Origin of the sequence: Amycolatopsis anabasis (genome assembly GCF_009765355.1) — a bacterium.
Lineage (GTDB): Bacteria > Actinomycetota > Actinomycetes > Mycobacteriales > Pseudonocardiaceae > Amycolatopsis > Amycolatopsis anabasis.
Map to the genome: position 1 here is coordinate 58,631 of NZ_VTHK01000029.1, position 15,750 is coordinate 74,380.

The following is a 15,750-nucleotide window of genomic DNA, read 5'->3' on the forward strand; positions in this document are numbered from 1 at the left end:
CTGGGGAAACCGCGGCAGTTCGGTCACCACATCCGCTCCGGTCAATGGGCCGCTTCGGCCGCCCGCGCGGCCGGCGAACTCGCCAGGTAGGCCACGGCCTGATCGGTGGATCCGGTTTGCGACGGGTGGTACGAGCGTTTGAAGTACGGCCAGATCTCCCGGAGTAGGGCCACCGTGGTCGGCAGCGTCCCGCGCTTTCCCGCGCGGAAGAAGTCCCGCCAGCGCGCCTTCGCCCGGCCGCGCAGTTCGGGGTCGTGGCGCATCAGGTAGCGGGTGCCGCGCACGAAGATCCAGGCGAGGGCCGGGGTCACCAGCAGCATGCTCCGGATCCGGCGGGGGTAGCGGCCGTCGAGGTGCTGGAACAGGTCGAAGGCGACCGAGCGGTGCTCGACCTCCTCGGCGGCGTGCCAGCGGAGCAGGTCGAGCATGGTCGGATCGGCGTGGTCGAGCGCGTGCGCGTCGAGCATCCACTGGCCGAGGAACGCGGTGTAGTGCTCGATCGCGGCGACCGCGGCGAGGCGCTCGATCAGCCATTCTTCCCGGGCCTTGCCGGTCAGTTCGCGGTCGCCGAGCAGCTTGCGGAAGATCCATTCCATCTGGCGGTTGAACGGTTTCGTGTCCAGGCCGCGGGAATCGAGGTGATCGGCGGCCCCGGCGTGCGCCTCGGCGTGCATGGCCTCCTGGCCGATGAACCCGAGAACATCCTCGCGCAGCCGGTCGTCCTTGATCAGCGGGACGGCCTGTTTGAAGATCTCGACGAACCACCGCTCGCCCTCGGGCAGCGCGAGGTGCAGGACGTTGAGCGTGTGGCCGGTCTGCGGTTCACCGGGGACCCAGTGCATCGGCAGGCTCGACCAGTCGAACTTCACGTCCCGTGCGTGCAGGACGATTTGTTCCTGCTCGTGGGGCTGGGCGCTCATCACGCCGCCGCCTTGGCCTTCGCCCGGCCGGACAGTTCGTAGTCGCTCGCGTTGACCTTGCGGGTGACCATCCAGTACCGCCAGGTGAAACCGGGCCAGATGGTGCGGTTGACGCCCTTGGCGTCGAGGTACCAGCTCTTGCAGCCACCCTGCGTCCAGACGCCCTTGACCAGCTTGTCCTGGATCTCGGCCTGGAAGCGGTTCTGCACCTCCGGCCGCACGTCGACCGCGGCGGCCTGGTGCCGTTCGGCGAGTTTGATCGCGTCCACCACGTACCGGGACTGCGACTCGATCATGAACACCACCGAGTTGTGCCCGAGCGCGGTGTTCGGGCCGAGCAGGAAGAACAGGTTGGGGAACCCGGACACGGTGATGCCCATATGGGTCCGCATGCCCTCGGCCGCCCATTCCTTGGCCAGGCTCCGGCCGTCGACCCCGGTGATGTCCAGGTACTCCAGCGCGTCGGTGACGTGGAAGCCGGTGCCGTAGATGATCGCGTCGACCTCGTGCTCGACCCCGGCGCCGTCCACCACGCTGTGCTCGCGGATCTCGGCGATGCCGTCGGTGATGACGTCCACATTGGACCGGTTCAGCGCGGGGTAGTAGTCGTTGGAGATCAGCACCCGCTTGCAGCCCATGGTGTAGTCCGGGGTGACCTTGCGCCGGAGCGCGGGATCCTGGACGTGCTTGGCGATGTGCCGTTTGGCGATCAGTTCGCCCGCCTTCATCAGGCGGGGGTGCCCGTTGAAGCCGATCGCGCGCGCTTCGAGGAACCAGTAGAGCAGGTTCCGGTAGGCGCGCTGGGCGCCGGGCACGGCCTTGAACAGGGTTTTGGACCAGTTCGGCATCGCGTGGTCGGGTTTGGGCATGATCCACGGTGGCGTCCGCTGGAACAGGTGCAGTTCGGCCACGTCCGGCGCGATCTGCGGCACGAACTGGATCGCGCTGGCCCCGGTGCCGACCACCGCGACCCGCTTGCCGGTCAGGTCGTACTCGTGGTTCCACTGCGCGGAGTGCCAGGTCTGCCCCTGGAACCTCTCGATTCCCGGCAGGGCGGGGATCTGCGGGATGTGCAGGCCGCCGACGCCGGAGACGAGGAACTGCCCGACGAACTCCTCACCGGATTTGGTGCTGACCACCCAGTTGTGCTCGTCGGAGTCCCAGCGCGCGCCGGTGATCTCCACGCCGAAGCGGATCTTGTCGCGCAGCCGGTACTTGTCGGTCACGCGCCGGAGGTAGTCCCAGATCTCCGGCTGCGGGGAGAAGGAACGCGACCAGTTCGGGTTCTGCTCGTAGGAGAACGAGTACATGTGCGACTGGACGTCGCAGGCGCAGCCGGGGTAGGTGTTGTCCCGCCACGTGCCGCCGACGTCGAGCGCCTTCTCCAGGATCACGTAGTCGTGGATTCCGGCCTTCTGCAGCTGGATCGCCTGGCCGAGCCCGGAAAACCCGGTACCGACGATCACGACCTTCACCCGAGTGCCCATTCGTGGTCCTCCACGCCATTGCGGATCTTGCTCCGGGTAGCTGTTACCATGAGTAACAGCTACTCCCAAGTAGCATGAGGGATGGGTGCTTGCCCTGTCAAGCAGGTGGCTCGGCGGGGCAGGAGGCGTCCGCGCGGGTGCCGTGGACCAGGAAGTTCGTCACCGAATCCTTGCCGCACCGGTTCTGGCCGACGAGCAGGTAGACGCCGTGGCCGCCCTGGTCGACGGTCACCAGGCGAGCGCGGCCCCCGAAGGCGGCGCGCAGGCTCCGGGCGCCGGCGAGCGGCGTGATCGGATCGCGCAGGTTCTGCACGATCAGGACGTTCGACGGTCCGCGGCCGCCGATCCGCACCGGCGGCTCGATCGGGTCGACGGGCCAGAAGGCGCAGGGCGAGATGTTCGCGGCGGCCGCGCCGAACATCGGGAAGCGCACCCGGTCCCGCTCGACCGCGCGAACGTAGTGCCCGACCGATGCGGGCCAGTCCGCGTCGTTGCAGATCACGTGCGTCTGCGCGGAGAGGACGTTGTCGGTCGGCGCGATCCGGGGCTGGTGTTCCCGGTCCGCAGCCTGCCACCGCCGGGCCAGTTCGGGGAACTGGTCGTCGCTGCTCATCCGGCCGGTGAGCGCGTCCAGGGTGCCGCCCCGGAAATCGGGTCCGAGTCTTTCGGCGAGTTCGAAGTACTTGGCGGTGACCTGCTCCGGCGTGTCGCCGAGGTGGTAGGTCTGCGCCCTGGCCGCGGCCCAGCGCGCGAAGTCCGGGAACCTCTCCTGGAAGCCCGCCCCGATCCGGCGGAACTGGGTTTCGTCCATCCCGCCGCTCCCGACCGCGCTGTCCAGCAGGACGCGGTCGGTTCGCGCCGGGAACAGTGCGGCGTAGACCGCGCCGAGGTAGGTTCCGTAGGAAACCCCGAGATAGGAAGCCTTCCGCTCGTTCAGCGCGGCCCGGATCCGGTCCATGTCCCGAGCCGTGTTCGCGGTGCTGATGAACGGAAGCAGCTTCCCGCTGTCGTTCTTCCCGCAGTTTTCGGCAACCCGCCTGACCAGGGCGGCATGCCGCACCACGTCGCCGGCGTTCCGCGGGTACGGTTGAACGGAACTTCCGTATTCTCGCGGAATGTCGCAGCCGACCGGCGTGCTTTCCCCGACCCCGCGCGGGTCGAAGCCGATCAGATCGTACGAGTCGCGCACGCTCTGCGGCAGCCCGAGCGGTATTCCCCGGGCAGGCATGAGCAGACTGGGAATCCCCGGCCCGCCGTTGTTCATCAGCAGAATTCCCCGGCGTTTCTCGGGTTTCGCGCTGGCCAGCCGCGAAATCGTCAAGTCGATCGTCCGCCCGGCGGGATCCCGGTAGTCGAGCGGTACGCGAACCTTGGCGCACCGCAGCCCGTGGAGGGGAATGTCGGCGGGATTCGGGCAGTCCTGCCAGTCCAGCGCGGTTCCGCCCGGTGCGGCGTGGGCGGGTGTCGTGGACAGGAGGAGCGCGACGAGGACGGCGAGCCCTCGGGAGATTCGGCGAGTTCTTGTTCGCATGCCTCGAATCTGGCGTGCTTCGTGCGCGGGGTGCAGCCCCGAAGGTCAGGCCTCGCCCCTGACGAAGGTAAGGCACTCGGCGCGCGAACGTTGAACTCGTGGGTTAGAGGGGATTCGGTTCGCCCAGGGGGGCGGTGCAGAAGGGACCGCCGACGTAGTTCGAGGTCGGGGTTTCCGGCATCGGGTTGCCGCCGAGCAGTTCGCCGGCGTACTTCTCGGCGTCGTCCAGGGAGCGGTAACCCAGGGATTCGGCTTCCCGCAACGAGAAGACTCCGCGGGTGTTCTTCGAGACGCCCCAGATCAAGCGGTAGCCCGGGGACGGGGCGCTCAGGCACGCCTCGAAAAGGCGGGCGCCGTCGTCGGGGGAGAGCCAGGTGATCAGGCCGCGCGGGCCGAGCGGGTGCGGGGTTTCGAAGCAGGAGCCGATCCGGATCGCGATCACGTCCATGCCGAAGCGCGAGTGGTACAGGCTGCCCAGGGCTTCGATGGCGGCCTTGCTCACCCCGTAGTAGGTGTCCGGGCGGGGGCTGGAATCGGCGGGCAGGCCGGGCGAACCCGCTTCGTCGATCGTGCGGAAGCCGACGGAATGGTTGCTGGAGGCCAGGATCACCCGGGGGACCCCGGCGGCGCGGGCGGCTTCCAGCACGGTGTGGGTGCCGTGGATGTTGACCTCGACCGTATCCGCCCAGGTGTTCTCCCGGCTGAGGCCGCCGAGGTGGATCAGGGCGTCCACGCCCGCGCAGGCGTCGGCCATGGCGGCCGGATCGGTGACCGAGCCGGTGCGCGGCTCGACCGGTTCGCCGGGTTCGGCGGGGGCGAGCGGCCGGAGGTCGAGGAGGCGCAGGATCCTGCCTTCGCGGCGCAGGCGCGGACGCATCAGGGTGCCGATCACGCCGGCGGCGCCGGTGATCAGGACGCGCTGGTCTGCCATGGAAATCTCGCTTTCCTCGGGAATCGACGGGTTCAACGGATCCCGGCGCGGCGCAGGCGCCGGCCGAGTTCGGCGGTGGTCTCCGCGAGCAGCTCGCCGACGCGGACCGCCTCGGAGTCGCTGACCTCGGCGGGCATCGAACAGCTCATCGCGTCGGTGCCGGGGATGCGGTACGGGATCACCGCGGCGACGCACCGGACGCCCGGGGTGCCCTCCTCCGTCTCCGCGGCGAAACCGCGTTCCCGGGTCTCGGCGCATTCGCGGTGCAGCGCGTCCAGCGAGGTGATCGTGTTCGGGGTCAGGCCGGGGAGCGGATCCGGCAGCAGCTCCGCGATCTCGTCCTGGGTCAGCTCGGCCAGCAGCGCCTTGCCGAGCGCGGTGGCGTGCGCGGGCAGGGTGCGGCCCACCCGGGAAACCAGGTGGATCGAGCGGCGCGACTCCCGGGTCTCCAGGTACACCACCTCGGCGCCGTTGCGGCGCGCGTAGTGCGCGGTGAACCCGGTCTTCTCCCGCACCCGTTCCAGCGCCTCGGTGGCGAACGGAACCACCGGATCCCGATCGAGGTAGGCGGTGCCGCAGATCAGCGCGCGCACCCCGAGCCGGTACTTCGTGCCGCCCGGATCGGCTTCCAGCCAACCGGCCTCGTGCAGCGTGCGCAGCAAACCGTGCAGGCTCGACCGCGGGAAACCGGTCCGCGTGTGCAGATCGGACAGGGAAAGCCAGGCGTCGGTGGCCGCGAACGTCTCGATCAGATCGATCGCCCGCCGCGCCGATTTGACCCCCGCGGGCTCGACGCCGTTCTCGGCGGTCGAAACCTCTGCCGATCGCGGCATATGCGCTCCTCCGTCTGGACGTTGACACGTGACCTGGCCCATATTAGCGTCGCCGAACAACGTTCTTGTAGGCGAACATAGTCACTATAACAGACTCCGTTCATGAATGTGAACAGCGAGAGGGGTCAGCGGTGCACGCACTCGACTGGACAGTGGTGTCCGGCTACTTCGTTCTGATGGTGGTCATCGGCTGGTGGTCCCACCGGCGGATCCACAACGTCAAGGACTTCTTCACGACCGGGGGCAAGATGCCGTGGTGGCTCTCCGGCATCTCGCACCACATGTCGGGCTACAGCGCGGTGCTCTTCGTGGCCTACGCGGGGGTGGCCTACACCAGCGGCGTCACCGTGTACTTCTGGGGATTCGCGAGCATCGGTCTCGGGGTCGGCATCGGCGCCTGGGTCTTCGCCGGGCGGTGGAACCGGCTGCGTTCGAAGTTCGGCGTCCAGTCACCGCTGGAATTCCTGGCCAAGCGCTACAACATCCCCACCCAGCAGGCGTTGGCCTGGAGCGGAAGCCTGCTGAAGACGTTCGACGTGGCGTCGAAGTGGTTCGCGGTGGCCACCCTGCTGAAGGTTTTCGCGGGGGTCCCGATCACCCTCGGCATCATCGTCACCGGCGGGGTCACCCTGCTGTACTGCACCCTCGGCGGCCTGTGGGCGGACGCGCTCACCGACTTCGGGCAGTTCATCATCCAGGGCCTGGCCGGAATCGTGATGATCTGGGCGGTCCTCGACTCGCTCGGCGGTGTTTCCGGGCTCTGGACGATGTGGGACCAGCTGCCCGCAGGCCACCTCAGCCCGACCACCGACAAGTACACCACCATCTTCCTGCTGGTCTACGTACTGGTGAAAACCCTGGAATACAACGGCGGCATGTGGAACCTGGCGCAGCGGTACATGGCCGCGCCGGACGCGCACGACGCGAAGCGCGGCGCGAAGCTCTCGGCGGTGCTCTACCTGGTGTGGCCGCTGATCCTGATGATCCCGATGTTCGCCGCGCCGCTGTTCCTGCCGGACCTCGCCGATCCGACCACGTCCTACGCCGAGCTGACCAAGTACTTCCTGCCGGCGGGCATGATCGGCCTGGTGCTGGCGGGGATGTTCTCGCACACGATGGCCATGGTCTCCTCGGACGCCAACGCGATCTCGGCCGTGGTCACCCGCGACATGCTGCCGCTGCTGTGGCGCCGGGCGCGCGGATTCACCGAGGAGCAGAACCTCCGGACGGCACGCGTGGTGACCTTCGGCTTCATCGTGGTCAGCATGCTCATCGCGACCCAGGCGAAGAGCCTCGGCGGCGTGCTCGCGATCGTGGTGTCCTGGGTCGCAGCGCTGATGGGGCCGATCTCGGTGCCGCTGCTGCTGGGCATGCTGCCGTGGTTCCGCCGCTGCGGTTCGCGGGCAGCGCTGGTGTCCTGGGCTGGCGGCCTGATCGCCTACGCGCTCGTCTACTACGTGTTCGACAGCAGCCAGACCGTCATCGTGGCCACGCCGATCCTCGTTTCCCTGGCGCTTTTCGTCGGGCTCGGCCTGCTCGCCTCCGAGCGCACGCCGGAGACGGACGCGATGATCGAGAAGGTCAGCCGGGACGACGACGTTTCCGGCAAACCGGATCCGGTAGCCGCCGGGTGACCGGGTTCCCCCGAGCGATTCCTCCGAAGAGAAAGCAGAACACATGGCACAGCCCAGGATCGAGTTGGATGGCCTGCTCGCGTTCCCCCTCACCCCGTTCACCGACGATCTCGAGCTGAACCTCGACGCCTTCGCCCAGCACGTCGAGGGCCATGTGAGCGCCGGCGCCGGTGCGCTGTTCGTCGCCTGCGGCACGGGCGAGTTCAGCGCGCTGTCGCCGGACGAACTGGCGGCGCTGCTGCGGACCGCGCGGGACGTGGTCGACGGGCGGGTGCCGGTCTGGGTGGGCGCCGGGGGTGGCGCCGCGACGGCACGAGCCGGGATCGCGGCGGCCGAGCGGGGCGGCGCGGACGGGGTTCTGCTGCTGCCCCCGTACCTGGTCTCCGGGCCGCCTTCCGGGCTGGTCGACCACGTGCGCTACGCGGTGCGGGGCAACGACATCCCGGTGATCGTCTACCACCGCTCGCCGGGCGTGTTCGACGCGCGCTCGGCGGCCGATCTGCTCGACATCCCGGCCGTCGTCGGGCTCAAGGACGGCTTCGGGGACGTGGACCTGATGAGCCGGATCGCCGCCACGGTTCGCGGCACCGGAACCGAGCGCGGCCGGGAATTCCTGTTCTTCAACGGATTGCCGACCGCGGAGGTCTCCGCGCGCGCCTATTCGGCGATCGGGGTCGCGCGGTACTCCTCGGCGGTGCACTGCTTCGCGCCGGAGATCGCCGCCCGGTTCCACCGTGCACTGTCCGAACGCGACGATGCCGTGGTCGACGCGCTGCTCACCGGGTTCTACCTGCCGCTGGTGGCGCTGCGCGACGAGACCCCGGGCTTCGCGGTGTCGCTGGTGAAGGCCGCCGCCCGGCTGCGCGGGCAGAAGGTCGGCGGGGTCCGGCCGCCGCTCGCCGAGCCGAACGCGGATCAGCTCAAGCGGCTGGAGCAGGTCATCGGCACTGGTTTGTCCACTTTGGAAGGACTCGGCACATGAAGATCCTGGACGCGGTGCTCACGCCGGTCGCGTTCGCGGATCCGCCGCTGCTCAACGTGATGGGCGTGCACGAACCGTTCGCCCTGCGGAGCGTGCTGCGGCTCGTCTGCGCGGACGGCGTGGTGGGCCTCGGCGAGTCCTACGGCGATCAGGCTTTCCTCGACCAGGCCCGCAAGGTCGCGGCCGAACTGCCCGGGCACGACGTGTTCGACCTGCCCGGCCTGCGCCGGATCGTGGGCCGGACGCTCGGCGACGCGGTCTTCGCCGACGAGCACGGGCTGACCGGCGGGTTCTCGGTGAGCAAGACGCTCGCCAGCGTGTACTCGCTGTTCGAGGTCGCCGCGCTGGACGCGCAGGGCCATTACCTGAACCGTCCGGTGGCCGACCTGCTCGGCGGCCGGGCCCGCGACGAGGTGGAGTTCTCCGCGTACCTGTTCTACAAGTACGGCGCGCATCTGGACGCCGAGCCCGACGACTGGGGCGAGGTCCTCACCCCGGACGCCCTGGTCGGCGAGGCGCGCCGGATGGTGGACGCCTACGGATTCCGGTCGATCAAGCTCAAGGGCGGAGTCCTCCCGCCGGAACACGAGATCGAGGGTGTGCGCGCGCTCGCCGACGCCTTCCCCGGCCATCCGCTGCGGATCGACCCCAACGCCGCATGGGTGCCGAAGACCTCGATCGGGGTGGCCGAGCAACTCGACGGGGTCCTGGAGTACCTGGAGGATCCGACTCCCGGGATCGACGGGATGGCGCAGGTGGCCGAGCGGGCGAACATGCCGCTGGCGACCAATATGTGCGTGGTGCGGTTCGCCGATGTCGAACCGGCGTTCCGGGCCCGGGCGGTCGGCGTGGTCCTCTCCGATCACCACTTCTGGGGCGGGCTCCGGGACACCCAGGCGCTTTCGGTGACCTGCCAGGCGTTCGGCGTGGGCCTGTCCATGCATTCCAACAGCCACCTCGGGATCAGCCTCGCGGCGATGGTGCACGTGGCCGCCGCGACCCCGCACCTGACCTACGCGTGCGACACGCACTGGCCGTGGAAGACCACCGATGTCATCGCGCCGGGTGCGCTGGAGTTCCGCGGCGGCGCGGTGGCCGTGCCGGACCGCCCTGGACTCGGCGTCGAACTCGATCCGGACGCGCTCGCCCGCGCGCACGAGGACTATGTCCGTTGTGGACTGACCAAACGGGACGATGTGAGCTACATGCGCCGGTTCACCGGCTCCTTCGAACCGAATACGGCGAGGTGGTGACCGCCTTGCGCGTGACCGGATACAGCTATCCCTGGGACGTCGCGGAACCGGGATTCGCCGACCGCGCCGGGGAACTCGGGGTGGACGAGGTCGCCGTCGCGGTGGCCTACCACACCACGCGGGCGGCGACGCCGTGGTCGTCCGGGCGGACCGCCGTGCTCGCCCGGCACGCCGCGCTCTACCGCCCGGTGCGGGCGCACGTCTGGGACGGGGCACGGCTGCGCCCGGCGACCGCGGACTGGGCCGGTGGCCAGGACAGCGCCGGGGACGCGGTGCGCGCGCTGAACGCGGCCGGGATCCCCGCCGCCGCGTGGATCGTGCTGACCCACAGTTCGCGGCTGGGCAGCGAGTTCCCGGAGGCGGCCGTCCGCAACTGCTTCGGCGAGCCCTATCCGTGGGCGCTCTGCCCGGCGCGGCGGGAAGTGCGGGAGTACGCGGCCACGCTGACCGCCGAATCCCTCGCCGATCTCGACGTGTCCTCGGTGGTGCTGGAGGCCTGCGGGCAACTCGGCGTGCTGCACCAGTGCCACCACGAGAAGACCGACGCGGTGTGGGCCCCGGCCGTGGCACGGCTGCTGTCGGTGTGCTGCTGCACGGCGTGCGCGGCGCGCTGGGCGGACACCGGGCTGGACCCGGACGAGGTGCGCGGACGGCTGCGGGACGAGGTGCGCAGGCTCATCGAAACCGGCGATCTGACGGTCACCGGGGACAAGCTGCCGCGCGGCCTCGGGAATGCCCTGCTCGCCACCCGGCAGCGGGCCGCCGACGAGCTGCGGCGCGGGGTGCTCGCCGAGATCCGCCCGGGCATCCGGATCGTGCTGCACGGGGCCGTCGACCCGTGGGTCACCGGCGCGCTGCCCGGACTGACCCCGGCGGCCGCCGGGGACGTGAACGCGGTCGTGCTGCCGTGCTGGCAGCCCGGCGCGGGGAGCCTGGACGCCGTCGAAGCCGCGCGTGCCCAGTTACCGTCCACAGTGGACGTCGGCGCGTATGTGACCGCCGTGGCGGCGAATCCGGTGCCCGATATCGAGGCTTACGTCACCGGGCTGGGTCGCGCCGGGGCCGCCGAACTGCACCTGTACCACCTGGGCCTGGCCGGTCCCGGCCGCTGGCCGGACCTGCACGCCGCGATCCGCGGCGCCCGCGAACCCGCTTCCAGGAGCTGACCATGGACACCGATTCCACCGCACTCAACCAGATCCTCGCCGCGGCGGCCGAAGTGACGATGCCGGTCGCCGCGGCGACCCCGGCCGAACGCGCGAGCTGGCTCGGCGCCGCCGCCGACGCCTTGGACGCGGCAGCCGACGAACTGGTCGGACTGGCCGTCGAGGAGACGCACCTTCCCGCGACCCCGCGGCTGCGCGGCGAGTTGAACCGGACGACGTTCCAGCTGCGGTTCTTCGGCCGCGTGCTCGCCGAGGGCGCGTTCCTCGGGGCCACCATCGACCACGCCGATCCGGACTGGCCGATGGGCCCGCGCCCGGACATCCGCCGGGCGCACCAGGCGATCGGCCCGGTCCTGGTCTTCGCGGCGAGCAACTTCCCGTTCGCGTTCAGCGTGGCCGGTGGGGACACGGCCGCGGCGCTCGCCGCGGGCTGCCCGGTCGTGCTCAAGGCGCATCCCGGACATCCGCGGCTGTCCGCGCGCACCGGGGAGATCGCGCGGGACGCGCTGATCGCGGCCGGTGCGCCCGCGGGGATCTTCGAGGTGATCCACGGGGTCGACGCCGGGGTGGCCGCGCTGAAGGATCCACGGATCGCCGCGGCGGCGTTCACCGGTTCGGTCGCCGGTGGCCGGGCGTTGTTCGACATCGCGGCGGCGCGGCCGACGCCGATCCCGTTCTACGGCGAACTCGGCAGCGTGAACCCGGTGGTCGTCACGCCGGGGGCGGTGTGGGCCCGCGGCGAGCAGGTCGCGCGGGGTTTCGCCGCGTCCTTCCTGCTCGGGGCGGGCCAGTTCTGCACCAAGCCCGGGCTGCTGTTCCTGCCGGAGGGCCACGGCCTCGAAGCCGTCCTGCGGGAGGCGGTCGAGGGGACGCCGGGGCAGGCGATGCTCAACGAGCGCATCGCCGACGGGTTCGCGGCCCGGCTCGCCGAACTGCAAGCCGTCCCCGGGGTGTCCGTCCTCGCCGCGCCGCGACAGGATGGGCCGGACATCGCCGGGACCCTGCTCACCACCGACGCGGCGTCCTTCGCCCAGGGCTCGGCGGTCGTGCGCACCGAGTGCTTCGGACCGGCGTCGCTGGTGGTCACCTATTCCGGCCAGGCGGAACTGCGGAAACTGCTGGACGATCTGGAACCCGGGCTCACCGCGACCGTGCACGCCGAAGAGTCCGAAGTGGACGAAGTGCGCGCGCTGCTGCCCGCGCTCACCCGGCTCGCGGGCCGGTTGCTGTGGAACGACTGGCCGACCGGCGTCACGGTCAGCTGGGCCCAGCAGCACGGCGGACCGTACCCGGCGACCACCGCGCCGACCACGACCTCGGTCGGCGCGGCCGCGATCGACCGGTTCCTCCGGCCCGTTGCCTGGCAAGGGTTCCCGGACGTGCTCCTGCCCCCGGCGCTACGCGAGGCCAACCCCTGGCAGTTGCCCCGCCGGATCGACGGCGACCCGGCCTGACCCGCGAGTTACACACTCAGGCAAGTGAGTTACACACTCGGGACCGCGAGTCGCACATTCCGGCACGCGAGTTCGACACTCGCGTTCCCCATCGGCTCCGGCCGGTCGAACCCGCGCGGCCGACCGGAGCCCCGGCTCGCCGACCCGAGTGTGCGACTCGCTTGCGCGAACGTGTAACTCGCTGCACCGAACGTGCAACTCGCTTACCTGAACGTGAAACTCACGATGGAGTGGAGGTTCTCATGGTGGTCAGTCGCAGGGGTGTGTTGTGCGCGGGTGTGGCGGGGGCGGGGGTGCTTGCGCTGGGTGGCGGGGCGCGGGCGGTCGCGGCGCCCGCCGCCGACGAGTTCGCGAAGATCGTCTCGGCCTACCGGGCGTTGCAGGTGGGCAAGCACCGGCGGTCGCCGGAACGCGACCAGGCCGTGCGCGCGCTCGACGAGGTGGCGGCGGGCTACGACGCGGCGATGAACGTCGGCGCCGATCAGCTGTGGGCGGATCTGCCGGTGCGGGCGGGTAGCGAGTTCTTCCCGAAGATGTACTACCGGCTGCGCACGATCGCCGTCGACTGGGCGACGCCCGGTTCGGCGCTGTCCGCCAAACCCGGGACGGCCGCGCGGATCCGCACCGCCCTGGACACCCTGTACCGCCTGCAGTACAACGAGAACACCAGCGAGATCGGCAACTGGTACGTCTACGAGATCGGGGTCCCGTACTGGTTGCTGCAGACCGTGGTCGCCCTGGGCGGCGAACTCCCCGCCGCGGACCGCGAGCGGCTGCTCCGCCCGGTGCTGCGGTTCGTCGGCGATCCCAACCGGCGCACCAGCAATCCGCGCGTCGTCGAAACCGGCGCCAACCGGGCGGACAAGGCGTTGATCACCGTGGTGTCCGGTGCGCTCGCCGGGGACGCCGACCGGATCGCCACCGGAGTCGCCGCGGTCACCGATGTCGCGGGCGGCGGGGCGGCGAGCCTGGTGAGACGGGTGACCAGCGGCGACGGTTTCCACACCGACGGGTCCTTCCTCCAGCACGACGTGGTGCCCTATCCCGGGCACTACGCCCTGGTGCTGCTGCAGGCGGTCGCCGGGCTGGCCGAGGTCACCGCCGGGACGCGCTGGGAACCACCGGCGGACGTGCGCCGCGCGATCGGCGAGGCGGCGGCCGACGCCTGCGCCCCGTTCATGTTCGCCGGGTCCATGATGGAACCGGTGCGCGGGCGTTTCCTTTCCCGCCAAGGGGAAACCGGGCACGACAGCGGCCACCAGCTGACCGCGGCGGCGGTCCTGCTCGCCCGGACCGCCCCGGAGCCGATCCGTTCCCGGCTGGCCGGGCTCGCCGCCGACTGGATCGACCGCGGCAAGTGGGCGCCGTTCCTCAAGGTCACCGACGTCGGCCGGTTCTCCGGCGGCCTGCAACCGGTCGGCGTGCCCGAGGTCGAGTACGCCCAGGAACTCCTGGCCACCCGGCCGGAGCGGCCACCGCTGGCGCCGGTGCACCGGGTTTTCGGCCAGCAGGACCGGATGGTGCACGTGACGCGCGACTGGTCGGCGTCGCTGGGCATCGGCTCGGCCCGGATCTGCCGGTACGAGTCCATCAACGGGATGAACCTGCACGGCTGGTACACCGGTGACGGGGTGCTCTACGTCTTCCTGCCCGGCGCCGAGGGCCATTACAGCGACGCCTACTGGCCGACGGTCGACGCGAGACTGCTCCCGGGCACCACCACGAAGGACGCCACCCCGCCCCCGCTCGAATCGGTACCGCTGACCTCGAAGTCCTTCGCGGGCGGCGCGCGGCTGGACGACGGCCACGGTGTGCACGGCCTCGATTTCGTGTCCCAGGACGGCACGCTCACCGCGAAGAAGTCGTGGTTCTTCACCCCGGCCGGGGTGGTGTGCCTCGGCGCGGGCATCACCGATTCCTCCGGCGCGGCGGTACGCACGACCGTGGAGAACCGGAACCTCGGGGAACGCGGCGGCGGGCGGCTGCTCGTCGACGGCCGACCGTCCACTGTGGAACTCGGGCGCACCGCGACCGTGCGTGGCGCCCGGTGGCTGCACCTCGAGTGCTTCGGCGGGTACGTGCTGCTCGGCGACGCGACGCTTTCGGTGCTGCGCGAGGACCGCACCGGGACCTGGCGGGACGTGGACACCGGGGCCAACACCGGTGGCACCACCACGCCGTACACCCGCCGGTACCAGAAACTCGTGCTGGAGCACGGAACCCGGCCGCAGGGGGCGGCCTATGCCTACGGCGTGCTCCCGGCCGCGTCCGTTCCGGCCACGATCCTGGCGGCGGGCGCCTGGCGGGTGCGGGCCAACACCGCCGCCGCCCAGGCGATCCGGTTGTGGGACACCACCTTGCTCGCGAACTTCTTCGAGGCCGGAACGGTCGACGAACTCGGCGTGTCCGGCCCGGCCTCGGTGGCGCTCGCGCGATCCCGCGACGGCTGGCGGCTCGCGGTCGCCGATCCGACGCAGCGGCAGGAGACGATCCGGGTCACCGTCCGGCGGCGGACCGTCGAGGTCCCGGTCGCCGGGGCCCTCGGCGCCACGCGGACGGTGACCGTGCCCCGCTAGCTGGTCGAAACCCGCACGTAGTCGATCACCAGGGTGTTCGGGAACGGGGTGTTCCCGTCCGGATCGCCGGGCCAGTACCCGCCGACCGCGAGGTTGAGGATCAGGAAGAACTGCTTGTTGAACACCCACTGCTTACCGGCCAGATCGGCTGGAGTGCGCCGCTGGTAGACGGTGCCGTCGACCGACCAGGAGATCGAATCGGGCGCCCAGTCGATGGCGAAGGTGTGGAAACCGTCCGCGAACCGCTGACCGTTCGGCAGGCTGTACGCCGCGCCGATGCCGCCCGAACCGGAATAACCGGGGCCGTGGATCGTGCCGTGCACGGTGCTGGGCTCGAAACCGACGTTCTCCATGATGTCGATCTCGCCGCACGCGGGCCAGCCGACGCCGCCGATGTCGTTGCCCAGCATCCAGAACGCCGGCCACATGCCCTGACCGGCCGACATCTTGATCCGCGCCTCGACGTGGCCGTACTGCCCGGTGAACCTGCCCGAGGTGTTCAGCCTCGCCGAGGTGTACTGGCAGGTTCCGTACCAGCACTGGTAGTTCGCCGGGTTCTCCTTGCGCGCGGTGATCACCAGGTTGCCCTGGCCGTCCAGCGCGGCGTTGCCGGTGCCGTTGGTGTAGTACTGCCGTTCGTGGTTGTTGACGTTGTCGCCGGTCTCCAGCTGCCATTTCCCGCCGTCCACGGCGGCCCCGGCGGGACCGGTGAAATCGTCGGTGAAGGTGGCGGCCGCCGCCGGGGGAGCGGCGGCGGGAGCGGCCGCCGCCAGACCGCTCGAGGCGACCACCGCCGCGGCGGCGAGGGCGAGCACGGGCTGGAATCCGCGCGGGAATCGTCGGGTTGACATCGTTGTCACCTCTCGAAGGTTTGCCCGCGGTGCAGGGGAACGATCGTTTGTTGTTGCGGGCAACAAAAGTATGCAGCGGAGGAAACTCACTCGCAAGAGGCAGTGTCCGCGACCGGTTCACGGGAGCGGTAA

12 protein-coding genes are annotated in these 15,750 nt (G+C 70.4%); 6 read left to right on the plus strand and 6 right to left on the minus strand.

The window, feature by feature from the left end; translation table 11 throughout:
- Positions 1-41 precede the first annotated feature (41 nt).
- The 5 genes from FXO23_RS31640 to FXO23_RS31660 all read right to left on the minus strand — a co-directional run bounded on the left by FXO23_RS31640 (position 42) and on the right by FXO23_RS31660 (position 5,702).
- The gene (locus FXO23_RS31640; protein WP_158889155.1) at positions 42-920 is read right to left on the minus strand and encodes a metal-dependent hydrolase; all 879 of its coding nucleotides are present in this window, start codon (positions 918-920) and stop codon (positions 42-44) included.
- Positions 920-2,407, minus strand: coding sequence for a flavin-containing monooxygenase (locus tag FXO23_RS31645; RefSeq protein WP_158889156.1), 1,488 nt, complete (start codon positions 2,405-2,407; stop codon positions 920-922). The genes FXO23_RS31640 and FXO23_RS31645 overlap by 1 nt, the downstream gene beginning before the upstream one ends.
- 97 nt (positions 2,408-2,504) lie before the next feature.
- A complete protein-coding gene (locus tag FXO23_RS31650; RefSeq protein WP_158889157.1) occupies positions 2,505-3,938 on the minus strand; it encodes an alpha/beta hydrolase in 1,434 nt (477 codons plus the stop codon).
- Between the two features lie 103 nt (positions 3,939-4,041).
- Entirely contained in the window at positions 4,042-4,869 is an 828-nt protein-coding gene (locus tag FXO23_RS31655; RefSeq protein ID WP_158889158.1) for an NAD-dependent epimerase/dehydratase family protein, read from the minus strand.
- A gap of 32 nt (positions 4,870-4,901) precedes the next feature.
- Entirely contained in the window at positions 4,902-5,702 is an 801-nt protein-coding gene (locus FXO23_RS31660; RefSeq protein ID WP_158889159.1) for an IclR family transcriptional regulator, read from the minus strand.
- A 131-nt stretch (positions 5,703-5,833) separates the two neighbouring features.
- On the opposite strand from FXO23_RS31660, the gene FXO23_RS31665 reads away from it, so the two are divergent.
- The 6 genes from FXO23_RS31665 (at position 5,834) to FXO23_RS31690 (ending at position 14,767) form a co-directional block, all read left to right on the plus strand.
- Complete coding sequence (locus FXO23_RS31665) at positions 5,834-7,336, plus strand: sodium:solute symporter family protein (RefSeq protein WP_158889160.1); 1,503 nt, start codon at positions 5,834-5,836, stop codon at positions 7,334-7,336.
- Between the two features lie 43 nt (positions 7,337-7,379).
- Complete coding sequence (locus FXO23_RS31670; protein WP_158889161.1) at positions 7,380-8,318, plus strand: 5-dehydro-4-deoxyglucarate dehydratase; 939 nt, start codon at positions 7,380-7,382, stop codon at positions 8,316-8,318.
- On the plus strand, positions 8,315-9,571 hold the full coding sequence (locus FXO23_RS31675; RefSeq protein WP_158889162.1) for a glucarate dehydratase family protein: 1,257 nt from the start codon (positions 8,315-8,317) through the stop codon (positions 9,569-9,571). The genes FXO23_RS31670 and FXO23_RS31675 overlap by 4 nt, the downstream gene beginning before the upstream one ends.
- A gap of 5 nt (positions 9,572-9,576) precedes the next feature.
- Positions 9,577-10,737: a hypothetical protein gene (locus FXO23_RS31680; RefSeq protein WP_158889217.1), complete on the plus strand. Its 1,161-nt coding sequence runs from the start codon at positions 9,577-9,579 to the stop codon at positions 10,735-10,737.
- A 2-nt stretch (positions 10,738-10,739) separates the two neighbouring features.
- The gene (locus FXO23_RS31685; RefSeq protein ID WP_179956930.1) at positions 10,740-12,191 is read left to right on the plus strand and encodes an aldehyde dehydrogenase (NADP(+)); all 1,452 of its coding nucleotides are present in this window, start codon (positions 10,740-10,742) and stop codon (positions 12,189-12,191) included.
- Between the two features lie 242 nt (positions 12,192-12,433).
- Positions 12,434-14,767 (plus strand): polysaccharide lyase 8 family protein, encoded by a 2,334-nt coding sequence (locus FXO23_RS31690; RefSeq protein WP_158889163.1) that lies wholly within the window; start codon positions 12,434-12,436, stop codon positions 14,765-14,767.
- Here the strand turns inward: FXO23_RS31690 and FXO23_RS31695 are convergent.
- Positions 14,764-15,618, minus strand: coding sequence for a glycoside hydrolase family 16 protein (locus FXO23_RS31695; RefSeq protein WP_158889164.1), 855 nt, complete (start codon positions 15,616-15,618; stop codon positions 14,764-14,766). The genes FXO23_RS31690 and FXO23_RS31695 overlap by 4 nt on opposite strands.
- Positions 15,619-15,750: the final 132 nt, after the last annotated feature.

What these genes read in the sequence shown, in the direction of transcription:
- FXO23_RS31640 (WP_158889155.1), bottom strand. Translation starts at nt 920, where the DNA reads ATGAGCGCCCAGCCCCACGAGCAGGAACAAATCGTCCTGCACGCACGG.
- FXO23_RS31645 (WP_158889156.1), bottom strand. Translation starts at nt 2,407, where the DNA reads ATGGGCACTCGGGTGAAGGTCGTGATCGTCGGTACCGGGTTTTCCGGG.
- FXO23_RS31650 (WP_158889157.1), bottom strand. Translation starts at nt 3,938, where the DNA reads ATGCGAACAAGAACTCGCCGAATCTCCCGAGGGCTCGCCGTCCTCGTC.
- FXO23_RS31655 (WP_158889158.1), bottom strand. Translation starts at nt 4,869, where the DNA reads ATGGCAGACCAGCGCGTCCTGATCACCGGCGCCGCCGGCGTGATCGGC.
- FXO23_RS31660 (WP_158889159.1), bottom strand. Translation starts at nt 5,702, where the DNA reads ATGCCGCGATCGGCAGAGGTTTCGACCGCCGAGAACGGCGTCGAGCCC.
- FXO23_RS31670 (WP_158889161.1), top strand. Translation starts at nt 7,380, where the DNA reads ATGGCACAGCCCAGGATCGAGTTGGATGGCCTGCTCGCGTTCCCCCTC.
- FXO23_RS31675 (WP_158889162.1), top strand. Translation starts at nt 8,315, where the DNA reads ATGAAGATCCTGGACGCGGTGCTCACGCCGGTCGCGTTCGCGGATCCG.
- FXO23_RS31685 (WP_179956930.1), top strand. Translation starts at nt 10,740, where the DNA reads ATGGACACCGATTCCACCGCACTCAACCAGATCCTCGCCGCGGCGGCC.
- FXO23_RS31690 (WP_158889163.1), top strand. Translation starts at nt 12,434, where the DNA reads ATGGTGGTCAGTCGCAGGGGTGTGTTGTGCGCGGGTGTGGCGGGGGCG.
- FXO23_RS31695 (WP_158889164.1), bottom strand. Translation starts at nt 15,618, where the DNA reads ATGTCAACCCGACGATTCCCGCGCGGATTCCAGCCCGTGCTCGCCCTC.